The sequence below is a fragment of the Streptomyces sp. NBC_01618 genome (genome assembly GCF_045209435.1).
In the GTDB taxonomy this organism is placed as follows: Bacteria; Actinomycetota; Actinomycetes; order Streptomycetales; family Streptomycetaceae; genus Streptomyces.
In genome coordinates, this window is sequence record NZ_CP109297.1 from 5,472,551 (window position 1) to 5,489,865 (window position 17,315).

The following is a 17,315-nucleotide window of genomic DNA, read 5'->3' on the forward strand; positions in this document are numbered from 1 at the left end:
ATGGTTGAATGCCCGGAACGCGTAAGCAAGTTGGGGCAACCGGGGCGCAGACCGTCACCATCAGTTTCGCCGGTTTCAACCGCGCCTGGGCGGCGTGGATCGCAGACCGTCTGGAGCGACGTGGCGTGACGGTCGTCCAGCAGCGCTGGGACCCCCCGGTGGAACTCCCGCTGGAGGAGGCCCTGCGGGATCTGACGCTGTCGCGCGGCCGGGTCCTGGTGGTCCTCAGCGACTGGTACTTCCAGCTCGGCCCCCGCAGCCACGACGAGTGGAGCAGGGCGCTGCGCGAGGTCGTCGCCCCCGACCCCGACCGCTTCGCCGCCGTGTCCGTCACCACGTCCGCGCTGCCCGGTGCGACCTCGGTCCTCGGCGCCGCCGACCTGACCAACGTGGGCGCCGACGAGGCCGAGCGGCGGCTCCTCGTCCGCCTGGGCCTGGACGCCGACCCGCTGCCCCATTCCGCGGAGACCGGGCCGGGACTGCGGTATCCGGCCGACACCCCCGAGGTGTGGGGCGGGGTGCCCCGGCGCAACACCCGGTTCACGGGCCGCGAGGAGCTGCTCAGCAAGGCGTACCGGGCGCTCCAGGACGCCGGACCGGGAGCCGGGGTCGTGACTCTGCACGGCATGTCCGGCGTGGGCAAGACCCAGCTGGCCGCCGAGTACGTCTACCGCTTCGGCTCCGAGTACGACGTCGTCTGGTGGGTGCCGGCCGACCGCCGCGCCCTCTACCGTCAGAAACTCGCCGAACTCGCCCCCGAACTGGGCCTGTCCACCGGCGCCGAGTACGGCGAACGGCTGCGCGCGGTACGGGACGCGCTGCGCCGCGGCGAACCGTACTCCCACTGGCTCCTCGTCCTCGACGGCGCCGACGAACCCGAACACATCTGGGACCTGGTGCCGACCGGCCCCGGACACGTCCTGATCACCTCCCGCAACCCGGAGTGGAGCGAGCACAACAGCAACCTCGTCGAGGTCCCGGTCTACGCCCGCGAGGAATCGGTCGCCTTCATCCGCCGCCGGGCCCCGCGCCTGACCCCGCCCGAGGCCGACCAGCTCGCCGAAGCCCTCGAAGACCTCCCGCTGCTCCTCGACCAGACCGCCGGCTGGCTCAACGACTCCGACATGTCGGTCGAGGAGTACATCGATCTCCTCGAAGGCGGCATCGACCAGGACGTCGTCAAGGTCTCCGCGGACTTCCCGCTCGCCTTCCAGACCGCCTGGTCGATACTGCTGAACAAGCTCAAGGACACCGTCCCCGAATCCGTCGACCTGCTGCGCCTGTGCAGCTTCTTCGCACCCGGCTCCATCCCCGTACGGCTGCTGAAGGAAATGCCCCCCGGCGAACTGCCGGAACAGCTCTCCGGCCTGATGAACGACCCGTTGCTGTGGAACAAGGCCATCGGCCAGCTCCGGCAGTACTCCGTGGTCCGCCTGGAGTCCCACGAATCGGTCGCCGACGAGGCGTCGTCCGGCGAATCGCTCTACATGCACCGCATGGTCCACCAGATCATCGGTAAGGACATGCCGGAACGGGACCGCCAGGAGTTCATCGACGTGGTCCGCCGGGCCCTCGCGGCCGCGGACCCCGGCCGGCCCACCGACACCCGTCTGTGGCCCGCCTACGCCGAGATCACCCCGCACCTGAAATGGGCGGACGTCCTCAACAGCACCGACCCGGCGGTGCAGACCCTGGTGCTCCACTGCCTGCGCTACATGTACCTCTCCGGGGAGTACCGGGCCGGCATCAAACTGGGCGCACGCGCCATGAAGGCGTGGCAGGAACTCCTGGGCGACGACTACTCCAGGGTCTGGGACCTCAGGTACCACTACGCCAACCTGCTGCGGGCCGTCGGCGACTACGTCGGCACGGAAGCCATCGAACGGGCCGCGGTCGAGCATCTGCGCGCCGAACGCGGCCCGCAGGACCTGGAACACCTGCGTGCCGCCAGTGGCCTCGCCGCAGACCTGCGGGGCCTCGGCCGGTACGACGAGGCGCTGGAGATGTCCGGCTGGATCCTCGGCACCTACCGCGAACTGCTGGGCGACCAGGACTCGCGCGCGCTCAACGCGCAGAACAACCTGGGCGTTTCGCTGCGTCTGCTGGGCCGGTACGAGGAGGCCCTAGAACTCGACCGGCGCACCCTGGACGCCCGGCGCAAGCTGTTGCGCCCGCGGCACAGCTGGACGCTCTACTCCGAGATCAACTACGCCACCGACCTGCGCCTGCTCGGACGGTACGGCGAAGCCCTGTCGCTCCAGAACCCGAGCGTCGTGCTGCACCGGCGGGTCATGGGCCAGGACAACCCGCAGACCCTGCGCGCCGAGCACAACCTCGCGCTGTGCCAGTACCGCTCGGGGGAGCGCGCCAAGGCGGCGGACCTGTTCACCCGGGTTCTGGAACGCTCCGAGCGGGTGCTGGGCGAGAACGACCCGCTGACGATGATGTTCGCCGCCAGCCAGAGCTTCTTCGCCCGGGAGAACGCCGACATCGACCAGGCCAGGGACATAAGCGAAAAGGTGGTCGCAGGCTACGTGGACATGCTCGGCGAGGGACACCCCTACGTGGCGGGGACCCGCGCCAACCATGCGCTGATCCTCCGTAACGTGGGGGAGCGGGACCACGCGCACACCCTCCTGGAGGAGGCGCTCGCCGACATGACGGAGGCCGTGGGCGAGAACCACCCCTGGACCCTCGGCTGCGCGGTCAACGCCTCGGCGCTGCGCAACCTGGTGGGCGACCCGGAATCCGCGGCCGCGCTGACGGAATCGGTCGTCGTCCGCGCCACCGAGGTTCTCGGCCGGACCCATCCGCTGACGCTCTCCGCCCGGATCGCGCACGCCGCGGACCTGCGTGGCATGCGCGACCGGCAGCGCGCGGACAAGGTCGAGACGGAGGCGTTGGAAGACCTGAAGGCGACCCTGGGCGACCAGCACGTCCACACGGTCTCGGCGCGCTCCCGCAACCGTCCGTACTGGGACTTCGAACCGCAGATGATCTGAGACCGACCGCACACGCCGAAGGGCCCGGCCCCGCGAGTTGTTCGCGGGGCCGGGCCCTTCGGGTCTTTCGTCCGGATCGTGCCTGACGAAAGACCCTGGGCGTGCGTACGGCGACCGGTCAGGCGTCGAAGACCTCGGCGACCAGCTGGGCCTGCTCGGCCTGGTGGCGCTTGGCCGAGCCGACCGCCGGGGACGAGCTGTGCGGCCGCGAGATGCGGCGCAGGCGCTCACCGTGCGGGACGTCGGCGCCGACGGCCAGGTCCAGGTGGTCGATCAGGTTCAGGGCGATGAACGGCCACGCACCCTGGTTGGCCGGCTCCTCCTGGGTCCAGAGGTACTTCTCGGCGTTCGGGTACTTGGCGATCTCGGCCTGCAGCTCGGCACCCGGCAGCGGGTACAGGCGCTCCAGGCGGATGATCGCCGTGTCCGTGACGCCGCGCTTCGTACGCTCGGCCTCCAGGTCGTAGTAGACCTTGCCGGCGCAGAAGACGACCTTGCGGACGTCGTTCGGGTTCACCGAGTCGTCGCCGATCACCGGGCGGAAGCCGCCGGTGGTGAACTCCTCCACCTTCGACGCGGCCGCCTTGAGGCGAAGCATCGACTTCGGGGTGAAGACGATCAGCGGCTTGTGGTGCGGGTTGTGCACCTGCCACCGCAGGAGGTGGAAGTAGTTCGACGGCAGGGTCGGCATCGCGACCGTCATGTTGTTCTGCGCGCACAGCGTGAGGAAGCGCTCCGGGCGGGCGGACGAGTGGTCCGGGCCCTGGCCCTCGTAGCCGTGCGGCAGCAGCAGCGTGACGCCGGAGGTCTGGCCCCACTTCTGCTCGGCCGAGGAGATGAACTCGTCGACGACGGTCTGCGCGCCGTTGACGAAGTCACCGAACTGGGCCTCCCAGATGACCAGCGACTCCGGACGGGCCAGCGAGTAGCCGTACTCGAAGCCCATCGCCGCGTACTCGCTGAGCAGCGAGTCGTAGACGTTGTAACGGGCCTGGTCGTCGGCGAGGTAGAGCAGCGGGGTGTAGTCCTCCCCGTCCACCTGGTCGACGAGGACCGCGTGCCGCTGGCCGAAGGTGCCGCGGCGGGTGTCCTGGCCGGCGAGCCGGACCGGGGTGCCCTCCATCAGCAGTGAACCGATGGCCAGGGTCTCGCCCATGCCCCAGTCGATCGTGCCGTTCTCCACCGAGGCCGCGCGACGCTGCATCTGCGGCATCAGACGGGGGTGGACGGTGATCCGGTCGGGGATGTTGACCTGCGACTCCGCGATGACCTTCACGACCTCCTGGGAGATCGCGGTGGTCACGGCGACCGGGAACTCGGGCTGGACCTCGGGGGTCTGTGCCGGAGCGGGCAGCGAGGTGGCCTCGCGGACCTCCGCGAAGACCTTCTCCAGCTGGCCCTGGAAGTCCTGGAGCGCCTGCTCGGCCTCTTCCAGCGTGATGTCGCCGCGACCGATGAGCGACTCGGTGTAGAGCTTGCGCACCGAGCGCTTCTTGTCGATCAGGGTGTACATCTGCGGGTTGGTGAACTCCGGGTTGTCGCCCTCGTTGTGACCGCGGCGGCGGTAGCAGATGAGGTCGATCACGACGTCCTTGTTGAACGCCTGCCGGAACTCGAAGGCGAGCCGGGCGACCCGGACGACGGCCTCGGGGTCGTCGCCGTTGACGTGGATGATCGGCGCCTCGATCATGCGCGCCACGTCGGTGGCGTACATCGAGGAGCGCGAGGACTCCGGGGCGGCGGTGAAGCCGACCTGGTTGTTGATCACCACGTGCACCGTGCCGCCGGTGCGGTAGCCGCGCAGCTGCGACATGTTGAGCGTCTCGGCGACGACGCCCTGGCCCGCGAAGGCCGCGTCGCCGTGGAGCGCGACGGGCAGGACGGTGAAGTCCGTGCCGCCCTTGTTGATGATGTCCTGCTTGGCGCGGGCGATGCCCTCCAGGACCGGGTCGACCGCCTCCAGGTGCGAGGGGTTGGCGGCCAGCGAGACCTTGATCTGCTCGCCGTCCAGACCGGTGAAGGTGCCCTCGGCGCCCAGGTGGTACTTCACGTCGCCGGAGCCGTGCATCGACCGGGGGTCGAGGTTGCCCTCGAACTCGCGGAAGATCTGCGCGTACGACTTGCCGACGATGTTCGCCAGCACGTTCAGCCGGCCGCGGTGGGCCATGCCGATGACGACCTCGTCGAGGCGGGCCTCGGCGGCGGAGTCGATGACCGCGTCGAGCAGCGGGATGACGGACTCGCCGCCCTCCAGCGAGAACCGCTTCTGGCCGACGTACTTGGTCTGCAGGAACGTCTCGAACGCCTCGGCGGCGTTCAGCCGGCGCAGGATGCGCAGCTGCTCCTCGCGCTCGGGCTGCTGGGCGCGCGGGCGCTCCACCCGGTCCTGGAGCCACTTGCGCTGCTTCGGGTCCTGGATGTGCATGAACTCGATGCCGGTGGTGCGGCAGTACGACTCACGCAGCACACCGAGGATGTCGCGGAGCTTCATCATCGACTTGCCGGCGAAACCGCCGACCGCGAAGTCCCGCTCCAGGTCCCACAGGGTGAGGCCGTGCTCGGTGATGTCCAGGTCGGGGTGCTTGCGCTGGCGGTACTCCAGCGGGTCGGTGTCGGCCATGACGTGGCCGCGGACCCGGTAGGAGTGGATCAGCTCGAAGACCCGTGCGGCCTTGGTCACGTCGTTGTCGTGCGAGGCGTCGATGTCCGTGAGCCAGCGGACCGGCTCGTACGGGATGCGCAGCGACTTGAAGATCTCGTCGTAGAACTCGTTCTCGCCGAGCAGGAGCTGGGCGACGATCCGCAGGAACTCGCCGGAGGCGGCGCCCTGGATGACCCGGTGGTCGTACGTCGAGGTCAGCGTCATGACCTTGGAGATGCCCAGCTTGTTCAGGGTGTCCTGGGAGGTGCCCTGGAACTCGGCGGGGTAGTCCATCGCGCCGACGCCCATGATGAGGCCCTGGCCGGGCATCAGGCGGGGCACGGAGTGCACGGTGCCGATGCCGCCGGGGTTGGTCAGCGAGGCGGTGACGCCGGTGAAGTCGTCCATGCCGAGCTTGCCGTTGCGGGCGCGGCGGACGATGTCCTCGTAGGCCTGCCAGAACTCGAAGAAGTTGAGCGTCTCGGCCTTCTTGATGGCCGCGACGACCAGCTGGCGGTCGCCGTTCGGCTTCACGAGGTCGATGGCCAGACCGAGGTTGACGTGCTCCGGCTTGACGAGGGTCGGCTTGCCGTCCTTCACCGCGAAGGAGTGGTTCATCGCCGGCATGGCCTTGAGGGCCTGCACCATCGCGTACCCGATGAGGTGCGTGAAGGAGATCTTCCCGCCGCGGGCACGCTTGAGGTGGTTGTTGATGACGATGCGGTTGTCGAAGAGCAGCTTCACCGGAACGGCGCGGACGGACGTGGCCGTCGGCAGCTCCAGCGAGGCGTTCATGTTCTTCGCGACGGCGGCCGACGGGCCGCGCAGCGTCACGTACTCCGGGCCGGCCGGGGCCTCGGTGGCCGGAGCCGCCGCAGCCTTCACCGGGGCCTCGGCGGGCTTCGCGGCCGGCGCGGCCTTCGCCGGTGCTGCCGGGGCAGCGACGGCGGGGGCGGCCTGTGCGGGCGCCGGAGCCGCGGGCGCCGGGACCTGCGCCCCAGGGGCCTGGGGCGTGGTGGTCGGTGCGGTGGCGGCCGGGGCCGGGGTCACCGCAGCCCCAGCGGCTGCGGCGCCGGGAACGGGCTTGTCCGCCGTGCCGGACGTACCCGGCTTGTAGTCGGCGAAGAAGTCCCACCAGGCGCGATCGACCGAATTGGGGTCCTGGAGGTACTGCTGGTAGATCTCGTCGACGAGCCACTCATTGGGGCCGAAAGCCGCAGCCGGGTCGGAACCCGGGCTGGCTTGGTCGGTCGAGATGCTCGAGTTACTGGGGGACTGAGACGACACGGCGGCAACCGCCCTCTTCCGCTTCACAAGGTGATGGACAGCGGAAATCAAGGCTACGCCTCCCGAGCCGTTCCATGCAGGCCGGGCCGGTCTTCGTCGTGCAAGTCACATCAGAAGGCGGGTTTCGGCGCAAGAAATGGCGGGAAATAACCATGGTTCCGCTGCACTTCGGGTACGCAGGGCCGCAGCTACGGCCCCTTGGACCGTACCCCTGAAAGAGAACACGCAGAACGTGCCCTTCCGGTTCGAACCCTATGTCAACCTCGCGGTTGCGGGATCCCCGGAAGAGTGACCTGGATGCGGCAGCCGCGTGCGGATTCGGCCACACCGATGCGGCCGCCGTGCAGATCCACCGCCCAGCGGGCGATCGCCAGGCCCAGACCCGTACCGCCGTCGCTGCCGGGACCGTGCGGGGACGGCACCTCGCCGCGGTTGAAACGCTCGAAGACCCGGTGCCGCTCGGCCTCCGGAATGCCCGGCCCCTCGTCCAGGACCTCCAGCGCCAGGGACTCCGGCCCGGCCCCGCGCCGGGCGAGGACGGTGACCCGGCCGTGCGGTGGGCTGTGCTTGACGGCGTTGTCGATGAGGTTGGCCACCACCTGGTGCAGCCGTTCCGCGTCCGCGTGCGCGGTCAGCTCGGGCGGCGACACGTCCAGATGCAGATGGACGTCCTTGCGGGTGTGGTTCCCGGAACCGGAGGGCAGCCGGCGGTGCGAGGCGGCGAGGTTCGCCTCCTTCAGCACGCCCGAGAGATACGGCCACACCTCGAAACGGCGGGCCTTCAGCGTGACCACACCGTTGTCCAGACGGGACAGGTCCAGCAGCGTCTCCACCAGCCTGCCGAGCCGTTCGGTCTGCCTCAGGGCCGTGCGCATGGTCTCCGGATCGGCCGAGGACACCCCGTCCACGACGTTCTCCAGCACGGCTCTCAACGCCGCGATGGGTGTCCGCAGCTCATGGGACACATTGGCCACCAGCTCCTTGCGGTGCCGGTCCACGGCCTCCAGATCGTCCGCCATGAGGTTGATCGTCTGGGCCAGGTCGCCGAGCTCGTCACGCCGCCCGGCGCCGCTCACCCGTCTGGTGTAGTCGCCGTGCGATATCGACCGGGCCACGGTCGTCATCTCGTCCAGCGGCGCCGTCAGGCCGTGCGCCACGAACTGGGTGATCAGCAGGGTCGCGATCACCGAGAACACCGTGATGAAGCGCAGCTCCGTCCTGGTGCGCAGGGCCACCATCAGCAGCCCGGTGGTGATGAACACCGAGACCACCACGAGCGTGCCCAGCTTGGCCTTGACCGAAAAGGGACGCAATCCGGAACCGGTCCGGGTCATGGCGACGGGGTCTCCAGGGCGTAGCCGACCCCGTGCACGGTACGGATCCGCTCCGCACCGATCTTCCGGCGCAGCGCCTTGATGTGGCTGTCGACGGTACGGGTGCCGGAGGCGTCCGCCCAGTCCCAGACCTCGGCCAGCAGCTGCTCCCGGGAGAGCACCGCACGCGGCGTATTGGCCAGGCAGACCAGCAGATCGAACTCGGTCGGCGTGAGGTGGACGTCATCGGCGCGCACCCGGACCCGGCGCTGCGCGTGATCGATCTCCAGCTCACCGAGGCGCAGTATGCCGCTGCGCGGAGTGACCGCGGCCAGCGCCGCACGCTCGACCCGGCGCAGCAGGACATGCACCCGGGCCGCCAGCTCGCGCATCGAGAACGGCTTGGTCATGTAGTCGTCGGCGCCGACCCCGAGGCCGACCAGCATGTCGGTCTCGTCGTCCCTGGCGGTCAGCATCAGCACCGGCACCGGCCGCTGGGCCTGCACGCGGCGGCAGACCTCCAGGCCGTCGAAGCCGGGAAGCATGATGTCGAGCACCATCAGATCCGGCTGCCACGCCTCGGCCGCGTCCACTGCCGCGGGGCCGTCGAGTGCGGTCTGCACCAGAAAGCCCTCGGCCCGCAGCCGGGCGGAAATGGCATCGACGATCGTGACGTCGTCCTCGACCACCAGCACCCGGCGCTGCGCGCCCGGGGTGGCCGCGACACCGTTGTGGGTGGTGTGTGTCTGTTCCATCGCCCCGCCCCTGCCCGTTCTCACGGGGGCCATTCCCCCGGACGCACGGTCTTCGCTTGTGAATGTCATGGGTGATCCCGTCACCGGTCAGCAGCGTAAAGGCAGCGGAGTGCTCTCGGCTACGCAGGGTGTATCGGCTTGGGTGCGACGAAGTGGCGGAGTGTCGGCCTTGTGGCGCTTGGCCCCCGGGCGTCCGGGGGCCGTGGATACCCGGTGGGGGCTCTCAGTCTGTCCGAAGTGCGAGATGCACCACGTCGGGAACACCTCGGGCAACGGGGATCTCTTCGGTCCTTACCCCGCCGAATCCGGCATTCCGCAGGCTCTGTTCGAAGTCGGCGGACGGCTGTGCGGACCAGACCGCGAGAACGCCGCCCGGCGTGAGCCGCTTCCGGCAGTCCGCCAGACCGGCGGGGGAGTACAGGCTCGTGTTGTCCTCGGTGACGGTCCAGTCCGGCCCGTTGTCGATGTCCAGGCACAGGGCGTCGTAACGGTCCGTAGTCGTGCGCAGGTACGTGACGAGATTCGTCGTCAGGATCGCGGTCCGCGGATCGGCGAGCGCCGCACCGGAGATCCGCGCCAGCGGCCCCTTCCGGTGCCAGTCCACGATCGCCTGCTCCCGCTCGACGACGGCGATCCGCCCCCACCGCGGCTCGGCGGCGGCCCGCACGAGCGAGAACCCGACCCCGAGCCCCCCGATGAGCACCGACGGCGCCGTCCGGCCCGCGGGCAGCGCGGCCAGCGCCGCGTCGATCAGTAGCCGCTCGGACCGCCCGTCCGAGGTGTCCATGAGGAAGCATCCGTTGGCGATGATCTCGAAGTCGTCACCCCGCTCCCGCAGGACGACCTCGCCGCACGGTCCTTCCCGGCGGTCGAGGGTGACGGGGGCGAGGGTGCCGAGGCCATGGATCACGGGGCTGTGGAACGTGGGGCCGTGGATTTCGGGCATGGTACGGGTCTCCGGTGGATGACGGATGCGGTTGACGGATAAGGCCCCCGCCATCCTGGCCGGTCGACGAGGCCGGAGGCCAATCGATTGCCTGATCCGTGCGGTTGGCCGGTCGGCGTGGTCGGGGGTCGGTGGATCGCCGGATTGCCTGATCCGTCCGACACGGCCGGTCGGTGCCGCCGGAGGCCGGCGGACTGCCGGATCCGTCCGACCTGTTCCCGTCTGTCCGGGGGCGCGCGAGGTCGCGCGTTACGCGCCCTCCGGGCGTGCGCCGCGCACCGCGAGGAGGACCGCGCCGACCGCGTACGCCGTCAGGGCCACCGCCCACGCCCCGGCCTGCGAGCCCGGCTGCATCGGCCACGCCCACACCGCCGCCGCGCCGCCGTGGGTGCGGGGTGCCGCCAGATGGACGGCGCCGCCGTAGACCGTCATCGGCAGCCAACTCAGCCGGGCACCGATCAGCGCGGCGGAGGCCACGGCCACCCCGGTCGCGCCGAGCACGTTGCGCACCATGGCCGGCCCGCCGAACGCCTCCGGGTGCCCCGGGACCGCCAGCGCGAGCGCCACGGTCGTCAGCACGGTCAGGGCCAGCAGCCGGCGCGGCCACCAGCGGCGTACGGCGGTCCGGTCCAGCTCGTCGCTGTCCGCGTGCAGGCTGGTGCCGATCGCGGCGGAGGCGAGCAGCGGGGCCAGTACGACGACCGGGATGCGGGCGGTGTGGTCGGAGTACGGCCTGGTTTCCAGCCAGTGGGCCGCGCCGGCGGCCACGAGAACGATGCCGGTCAGGGCGACGGCGGTGAGGGGAAGGGCGCGGGAGCGGATATAGAGGACAGGGACGGGCGGTGCGGCGTGGATCGGATCGGCCGGTGGCTCAAACGTCTCCAGATGGTCGAAGGATCTAGCCGCCAGCGCCCTGTGGGTAGTCGGCGGGCTCGGCTCCCCGTACGTCTTCGGTTTCGCTCTCGTGCTGACCGCGCTGGGGGCATTCCCTGGCGCTGGTGCTCGGCGTGGCCTGCTGGCCACTGCTGCGCAGGGCCGGGGCCCGGTGACCGGGGGTGCGGTGGTCAGGAACGTGGGGCCTTCTCGCCGTGCACCGCGAGGTACTCGGCCGCCAGCCAGGGAGCCAGGTCGTCGATGAGCATCGCGAGAACGGCCGGGTCGGCGGACGGGGTACGGCCCGTGCGCGCGGCCGTCCGCATCTGTTCGACGCGCTCCGGGTGGTCCGGGTAGTAGCCGGCGAACACCTCGGCGGACTCGGCCAGGTCGCTGGTCCAGCCGCCCCACCGCGGCATGACCAGCGTGAAGCCCGACCGGACGATGCGCCGGGCGGCGCCGCGGCTGAGGCTTCGGCGTTCGGCGTCCGTGGTGGCCTCGGCGGCCCGTCGCTGCCAGCGGGGGATCGAGAGATGCAGGTCCCCGTTGGTCTCGCGGGCGAGCAGCGGGGTGGGGCGGTAGCGCGGCAGCCGCGCGGCGAGGTCCTCGCCCAGCAGTGGGGTGCACAGGCAGGCGAGGAAGAAGCCGAAGTCGTTGCGTTCGAGTTCGCTCGTGACGGTGTCGGCGGCTCCCAGGAGGATGCCGACGCCGTCGATCTGGCCGAACGAGCCGTCCAGCTCGGCCTCGATGGTCCGGGCCGCCGCCAGGTCGGCCTCGGTGGGCTCGGCGCGCAGGACGAGCAGCAGGTCCAGGTCGCAGACGCCGGGAACGGCCGTGCCGCGCGGAATGCTGCCGTAGATGTACGCGCTGTGCAGCCTGGCGCCGCCGAACGTCTCGGCGATCCGGGCGCGGGCCGCGTCCACCACGGGGGCGAACACCGCCGGCACCCGGGTCAGCGAGCCTTCCCGCCGGATCGTCCCGTCCGGATTCAGCCCCCGGCCGCCGCTGTCGTCGCCGTAGTCGTTCATGCGGTCACTCTGCCCGCGTTCCGGCCGGTTGCCGACCGGTTTTCGCAGGCCGGGCGGCTCGGATCGACGGAGGCCGGAGCGGCTCGGATCAAAACGGACGCGCGCAGGGTTCACCGCTGCGTGCATGTGCGCAGGACCGGACCCGGCCTGCCGGGCGTGCGCACAGCGTTCAGCTGATCGCTCACAGCGAACACACCGCGGGGAACAATGAGCGGCTCACAAGCATTGAGTCTGCATAGCTCAACTTGACTGCCGAAGGGGAGATCATGGCTACCGAGTCCAATGCGGTCACTCCGCTCGCCCTGCCCGTGCTGCCGCTCGACGACGAGGTCGTGCTGCCCGGGATGGTGGTGCCTCTGGACCTGTCCGACGCCGATGTACGCGCCGCCGTGGAAGCCGCACAGGCCGCAGCCCGCGAGGGCGGCGGCAAGCCCGAGGTGCTGCTTGTGCCACGGGTAGACGGTACGTACACCGGCACTGGTGTCATCGGCACCGTCGAACAGGTCGGACGGCTTTCGGACGGGGATCCGGGCGCGCTCATCCGCGGCCGTGGCCGGGTGCGGATCGGGGCCGGGACCAGTGGTCCGGGCGGGGCGCTCTGGGTGGAGGGGACGCGGGTCGACGAGGCTGTCCCCGATCCACTCCCCGGGGCCGCCGCCGAGCTGGTCAAGGAGTACAAGGCACTCGCCACGAGCTGGCTGAAGAAGCGCGGTGCCTGGCAGGTCGTGGACCGGGTCCAGCAGATCGAGGACATCTCCGCGCTCGCCGACAATTCCGGTTACTCACCCTTCCTCACCACCGCCCAGAAGGTGCAGCTCCTGGAGACCGTCGACGCGGTCGCCCGGCTGAAGCTCGCCATCCAGTGGCTCGGTGAACACCTCGCCGAGCAGGATGTCGCCGAGTCCATCGCCAAGGACGTCCAGGAGGGCGTCGACAAGCAGCAGCGCGAATTCCTGCTGCGGCGCCAGCTCGACGCCGTACGCAAGGAGCTCGCCGACCTCAACGGCGACCCGGAGGACGAGTCCGACGACTACCGGGCGCGCGTCGAGGCCGCCGACCTTCCCGGGCACGTCCGCGAGGCCGCGCTCAAGGAGGTCGACAAGCTGGAGCGTTCCTCCGACCAGAGCCCCGAGGGCTCCTGGATCAGGACCTGGCTCGACACCGTCCTGGAACTGCCGTGGACGGAGCGGACCGAGGACGCCTACGACATCCGCGGCGCCCAGCAGATCCTCGACGCCGAGCACGCGGGCCTGCAGGACGTGAAGGAGCGGATCACCGAGTACCTGGCGGTCCGCAAGCGGCGTGCCGACCGCGGCCTGGGCGTCGTCGGCGGGCGGCGCGGCGGTGCCGTGCTGGCGCTGGTGGGGCCGCCGGGCGTGGGCAAGACCTCGCTCGGTGAATCCGTCGCGCACGCCATGGGCCGCAAGTTCGTCCGCGTCGCGCTCGGCGGGGTGCGGGACGAGGCGGAGATCCGCGGTCACCGGCGTACGTACGTCGGCGCCCTGCCGGGGCGTATCGTCCGGGCCATCAAGGAGGCCGGTTCGATGAACCCGGTCGTCCTGCTCGACGAGATCGACAAGGTCGGCTCCGACTTCCGGGGCGACCCGGCGGCCGCCCTGCTCGAAGTCCTCGACCCGGCGCAGAACCACACCTTCCGCGACCACTACCTGGAGGTCGAACTCGACCTCAGCGACGTCGTCTTCCTGGCCACGGCCAATGTGCTCGAAGCCATCCCGGAAGCCCTGCTCGACCGGATGGAACTGGTCAGGCTCGACGGCTACACCGAGGACGAGAAGGTCGTCATCGCCCGTGACCACCTGCTCCCGCGCCAGCTGGAGCGGGCCGGCCTGGCGAAGGACGAGGTGACGCTCGACGAGTCCGCGCTGCGCAAGCTGGCCGGCGAGTACACCCGCGAGGCGGGCGTACGGAACCTGGAGCGGGCCGTCGCCCGGCTGCTCCGCAAGGTCGCGGCACAGCACGAACTGGGCGACCGGGAGCTGCCGTTCACGGTCACCGAGGCGGATCTGCGCGGTCTGATCGGACGGCCGCACCACGTCCCCGAGTCCGCCCAGGACCCGGCCGAGCGCCGCACCGCGGTGCCGGGCGTGGCCACCGGGCTCGCGGTGACCGGCGCGGGCGGCGACGTGCTGTTCGTGGAGGCGTCGCTGGCCGACCCGGAGACCGGGGGGTCCGGACTGACCCTCACCGGTCAGCTCGGCGACGTCATGAAGGAGTCCGCGCAGATCGCGCTGAGCTTCCTGCGGTCGCACGGCGCGGAACTGGAGCTGCCGGTCGCGGATCTGAAGGACCGCGGCGTGCACATTCACTTCCCGGCGGGCGCGGTCCCGAAGGACGGCCCGAGCGCCGGCATCACGATGACGACGGCGCTGGCCTCGCTGCTCTCCGGGCGGCTGGTCCGTACGGATGTGGCGATGACCGGTGAAGTCTCGCTGACCGGGCGGGTGTTGCCGATCGGCGGCCTGAAGCAGAAGCTGCTGGCCGCGCACCGGGCCGGAATCACGACCGTGGTGATCCCGAAGCGGAACGAGGCGGACCTGGACGATGTCCCGGCCGAGGTCCTGGACACCCTGGAGGTCCACCCCGTGACGGATGTGCGCCAGGTGCTGGAGATCGCCCTCGCCCCGGCCGCCGCGGCCAGGCCCGAGGAGAGGATCCCGGCCGCGGCGTAGCGGCCACGGCGTGACGGACGTGGCCTCACGTGCGCGACCGGTACGAACGGCCCGCCTTCCCGGCAACGGGTGGGCGGGCCGTTCTCGCGTTCCGGCCTACGGGTCCGGGGCGGGCCATTTCCGTGTTCCGGCCGGAAAGCGCGATCAGGGGCGGTAGACGGTCCCCGGGACCGGTTCGGCGGGTGCCATCAGCTGGGGGACGGTGACGAAGGTGTAGCCCTGCTTCTTCAGCGCGTCGATGATGCCGGGCACGGCGGGCACCGTGCCCTTGTAGATGTCGTGCAGCAGGATGACGCCGTCCTTGCTCGCCTGGTCCAGGATGCGCTTCTTGATCAGCGCCGAGTCGTTCGTGGAGTAGTCCTTGGCGGTGGCGCTCCACAGGATCTGGGAGAGCCCCAGGTCCTTGCTGATGTCCGAGACGGTGTCGTCGGTGCGGCCCTGCGGCGGACGCATCAGACGCGGCTTCTTGCCGGTGATCTCCGCTATCGCGTCCTGCGTCTTCTCCAGCTCGGCGCGTATCTCGGCGGGCTTCCTGTCCGTCAGGATCTGGTGGGTCCAGGTGTAGTTGGCCACCTCGTGCCCCTCGGCGGCGAGCCTGCGCACGGTGTCGGGGTACTTCTTGACGTGGTTCTTGCCGAGCAGGAAGAAGGTCGCGTGCACCTTCTTCTCCTTGAGGATGTCCAGGAGATGCGGGGTGTCCTCGCCCGGTCCCGCGTCGAAGGTCAGCGCTATGCACTTCGCCTTGCGGCAGTCCACCGGACCGAAGGAACCCTTGGCGTCGGAGCCCGCGTCGCCGCGCGCCGAGGCCGGCGCGGTGGTCTGCATGGAGCAGCCGCTCAGTGTCAGGGTGAGCGCTGTCACAAGGGCGGCGGCCAACCCCGTACCGATCGACTTCGTCTTCATGGACAAGGCGGGTCACTCCTCCGTGGCTGAACAAGGCACGCGATGTGCGGCAGAGGAGGACTGTACACACGGGGTATACACCGAGTGCATAGGGGTCCTTGGTTCAGCCCGGAGGGCGAAGTTCCTGGTCGGGGGCGTGAACAGGGTGGAGCCCCCGGTGACTGGGTGCGTCACCGGGAGCTCGGCCGTGCGACGGGGGTGACCGGTGCGGGCGCGGCGGGCTCAGCCGTTGGCGAGCGCCTGTACGCGGTCGAGGGCGCCGTTGAAGTGGTTGTGGTCGCCGACGTAGGGGCCGGACGAGGTGTACTGCCACATCGTGTAGTAGCCCCAGCCGGCCGGGAGTTCGCCGACCGTGGAGCTGTAGCGGGCCACCCACAGCGGGTTGGTGGTGCCGAAGCTCGAATTGTTACCGGTGCAGGTCTGCCACCAGCTCGTCGCGGTGTAGATGACCGCGTCACGTCCGGTGCGTGCCTTGTACGTGTTCACGAAGTCGCGGATCCAGGACACCATGCCGGCCTGGGTCTTGCCGTAGCACTGGGCGCCGTACGGGTTCCACTCGATGTCCAGCACGCCGGGCAGCGTCTTGCCGTCCCGCGACCAGCCGCCCCCGTGGTCCACGAAGTAGTTGGCCTGGGTGGCGCCGCTCGTGGTGTCGGGGGTCGCGAAGTGGTACGCGCCCCGGATCATGCCGACGTTGTATGAGCCGTTGTACTGCTGGGCGAAGTAGGGGTTCGTGTAGTACGTCCCCTCGGAGGCCTTGGTGTAGGCCCACTTCACGCCGCTGTTCCAGAGGGTCGCCCAGTCGACGTTGCCCTGCCAGCCGGAGACGTCGACGCCTTCGGTCTGGACGGCGAGGGTTTCGCCCGGCAGTGCGCCCTGGCCGTCGTGGGCGATGACACCCATGCCCATCGTGGCCGTGCCCCGGGCGGGCTTCTTGGCCGCCGCGGCGGCGTCGTGGGTGCCCGCGGCGCTCGCCGCGCCGGGCAGGGTGAGGAGGAGGGAGAGGGCTGCGAGCAGGGTCCCGGCTGCCGCGAAGCGCGAGCGACGGGATGTTCTGGAAGCGGATCTGAGCACCGGCATGTGAGTGCCTCCGAGGGCCTTGGTGGGGGGACGTGCTGATCCCAGGGGCACGGGGAGTACCCCTGTCGGCATGACATGGTGTGAACATGCCATGTATGACGCTACGCACGTAGACCCGTGCTGCGGAAGGGGGCCTGGGGGCTGCCGTTGGTCTACGCCTGCGAAATACTGGCCGAGCTGCGGCGATGACCAGCGGCGGAAGAAACTTTCAGTGGCAGGAAAGCTCACGAGGGGTGTTGACGTGCACGGGAGCGAAAGCGGTAGTGAACCCGGCGCCACCGGAGAAAGTGGTGTGGACCACGCATTCCTTGCCCTGGAGCGGGAGTTGGCCGTCTTTCTGCGCCGGGCGCGGGCCAACTCCGGCGAAATGGCGCGCGAGGTCCACCCCGAACTGGAGGCCGCCGCCTACGGACTTCTCGTACGGCTGGAGTCGGCCGGGCGGCAGCGGGCCACCGAGCTCGCGGCCTACTTCGGGGTCGGCAAGGCGACGATGAGCCGTCAACTACGGGCCCTGGAGAACCTCGGACTGGTGGCGCGCGAGCCCGATCCGGCCGACGGCCGGGCCTTTCTCGTCCACCTCACCGCCGAGGGGCTGGCCCGCTACCGCAGCGTCCGCGACGCCCGCCGCGACCGCTATGCGCGCAAGCTCGCCGACTGGGACCGGGCCGAGGTGGCCGAGCTGGCCCGGCTGTTGCACCACTTGAACGCCCGCGCGGAGGGCTGATCCCCGGCCCCGGCCCGGGCGCCGTCCCCCGCTCGGGCTCCGGCCGCCACCCCGGCCCCGGTTCGACCCGGGT

General features: G+C 70.3%; 11 protein-coding genes. 3 read left to right on the plus strand and 8 right to left on the minus strand.

Features of this window, described 5'->3' with window-relative positions; all coding sequences use genetic code 11:
• Positions 1-8 precede the first annotated feature (8 nt).
• Positions 9-3,002, plus strand: a complete 2,994-nt coding sequence (gene fxsT, locus OH735_RS25565; RefSeq protein WP_406383877.1) for an FxSxx-COOH system tetratricopeptide repeat protein — start codon at positions 9-11, stop codon at positions 3,000-3,002.
• Between the two features lie 118 nt (positions 3,003-3,120).
• Here fxsT and OH735_RS25570 read toward each other — a convergent pair whose 3' ends face one another.
• From OH735_RS25570 to OH735_RS25595, 6 genes are all read right to left on the minus strand, one after another.
• On the minus strand, positions 3,121-6,930 hold the full coding sequence (locus OH735_RS25570) for a multifunctional oxoglutarate decarboxylase/oxoglutarate dehydrogenase thiamine pyrophosphate-binding subunit/dihydrolipoyllysine-residue succinyltransferase subunit (protein ID WP_406383879.1): 3,810 nt from the start codon (positions 6,928-6,930) through the stop codon (positions 3,121-3,123).
• A gap of 257 nt (positions 6,931-7,187) precedes the next feature.
• Entirely contained in the window at positions 7,188-8,264 is a 1,077-nt protein-coding gene (locus tag OH735_RS25575) for an ATP-binding protein (RefSeq protein WP_406383880.1), read from the minus strand.
• Positions 8,261-8,998 (minus strand): response regulator transcription factor, encoded by a 738-nt coding sequence (locus OH735_RS25580; RefSeq protein WP_406383882.1) that lies wholly within the window; start codon positions 8,996-8,998, stop codon positions 8,261-8,263. The genes OH735_RS25575 and OH735_RS25580 overlap by 4 nt, the downstream gene beginning before the upstream one ends.
• Positions 8,999-9,221: 223 nt before the next feature.
• Positions 9,222-9,944 (minus strand): spermidine synthase, encoded by a 723-nt coding sequence (locus tag OH735_RS25585; protein WP_406383884.1) that lies wholly within the window; start codon positions 9,942-9,944, stop codon positions 9,222-9,224.
• Positions 9,945-10,193: 249 nt separating this feature from the next.
• Entirely contained in the window at positions 10,194-10,721 is a 528-nt protein-coding gene (locus tag OH735_RS25590; RefSeq protein WP_406386729.1) for a hypothetical protein, read from the minus strand.
• 287 nt (positions 10,722-11,008) lie between these two features.
• The gene (locus OH735_RS25595) at positions 11,009-11,845 is read right to left on the minus strand and encodes a nucleotidyltransferase (protein WP_406383885.1); all 837 of its coding nucleotides are present in this window, start codon (positions 11,843-11,845) and stop codon (positions 11,009-11,011) included.
• Between the two features lie 266 nt (positions 11,846-12,111).
• Between OH735_RS25595 and lon the strand changes: the two genes are divergently transcribed.
• Complete coding sequence (gene lon / locus OH735_RS25600) at positions 12,112-14,535, plus strand: endopeptidase La (protein WP_406383886.1); 2,424 nt, start codon at positions 12,112-12,114, stop codon at positions 14,533-14,535.
• Positions 14,536-14,679: 144 nt separating this feature from the next.
• Here lon and OH735_RS25605 read toward each other — a convergent pair whose 3' ends face one another.
• Both OH735_RS25605 and OH735_RS25610 read right to left on the minus strand, forming a co-directional pair.
• Positions 14,680-15,438, minus strand: coding sequence for a polysaccharide deacetylase family protein (locus OH735_RS25605; RefSeq protein WP_406386730.1), 759 nt, complete (start codon positions 15,436-15,438; stop codon positions 14,680-14,682).
• A gap of 222 nt (positions 15,439-15,660) precedes the next feature.
• Positions 15,661-16,518: a lysozyme gene (locus OH735_RS25610; protein ID WP_406383887.1), complete on the minus strand. Its 858-nt coding sequence runs from the start codon at positions 16,516-16,518 to the stop codon at positions 15,661-15,663.
• Positions 16,519-16,759: 241 nt separating this feature from the next.
• On the opposite strand from OH735_RS25610, the gene OH735_RS25615 reads away from it, so the two are divergent.
• Complete coding sequence (locus OH735_RS25615; RefSeq protein WP_406383888.1) at positions 16,760-17,242, plus strand: MarR family winged helix-turn-helix transcriptional regulator; 483 nt, start codon at positions 16,760-16,762, stop codon at positions 17,240-17,242.
• Positions 17,243-17,315: the final 73 nt, after the last annotated feature.

Bases quoted from the DNA above. Each gene is read 5' to 3' on its own strand.
- fxsT (WP_406383877.1), top strand. From the start codon at position 9: ATGCCCGGAACGCGTAAGCAAGTTGGGGCAACCGGGGCGCAGACCGTC.
- OH735_RS25575 (WP_406383880.1), bottom strand. From the start codon at position 8,264: ATGACCCGGACCGGTTCCGGATTGCGTCCCTTTTCGGTCAAGGCCAAG.
- OH735_RS25580 (WP_406383882.1), bottom strand. From the start codon at position 8,998: ATGGAACAGACACACACCACCCACAACGGTGTCGCGGCCACCCCGGGC.
- OH735_RS25585 (WP_406383884.1), bottom strand. From the start codon at position 9,944: ATGCCCGAAATCCACGGCCCCACGTTCCACAGCCCCGTGATCCATGGC.
- OH735_RS25595 (WP_406383885.1), bottom strand. From the start codon at position 11,845: ATGAACGACTACGGCGACGACAGCGGCGGCCGGGGGCTGAATCCGGAC.
- lon (WP_406383886.1), top strand. From the start codon at position 12,112: ATGGCTACCGAGTCCAATGCGGTCACTCCGCTCGCCCTGCCCGTGCTG.
- OH735_RS25605 (WP_406386730.1), bottom strand. From the start codon at position 15,438: ATGAAGACGAAGTCGATCGGTACGGGGTTGGCCGCCGCCCTTGTGACA.
- OH735_RS25610 (WP_406383887.1), bottom strand. From the start codon at position 16,518: ATGCCGGTGCTCAGATCCGCTTCCAGAACATCCCGTCGCTCGCGCTTC.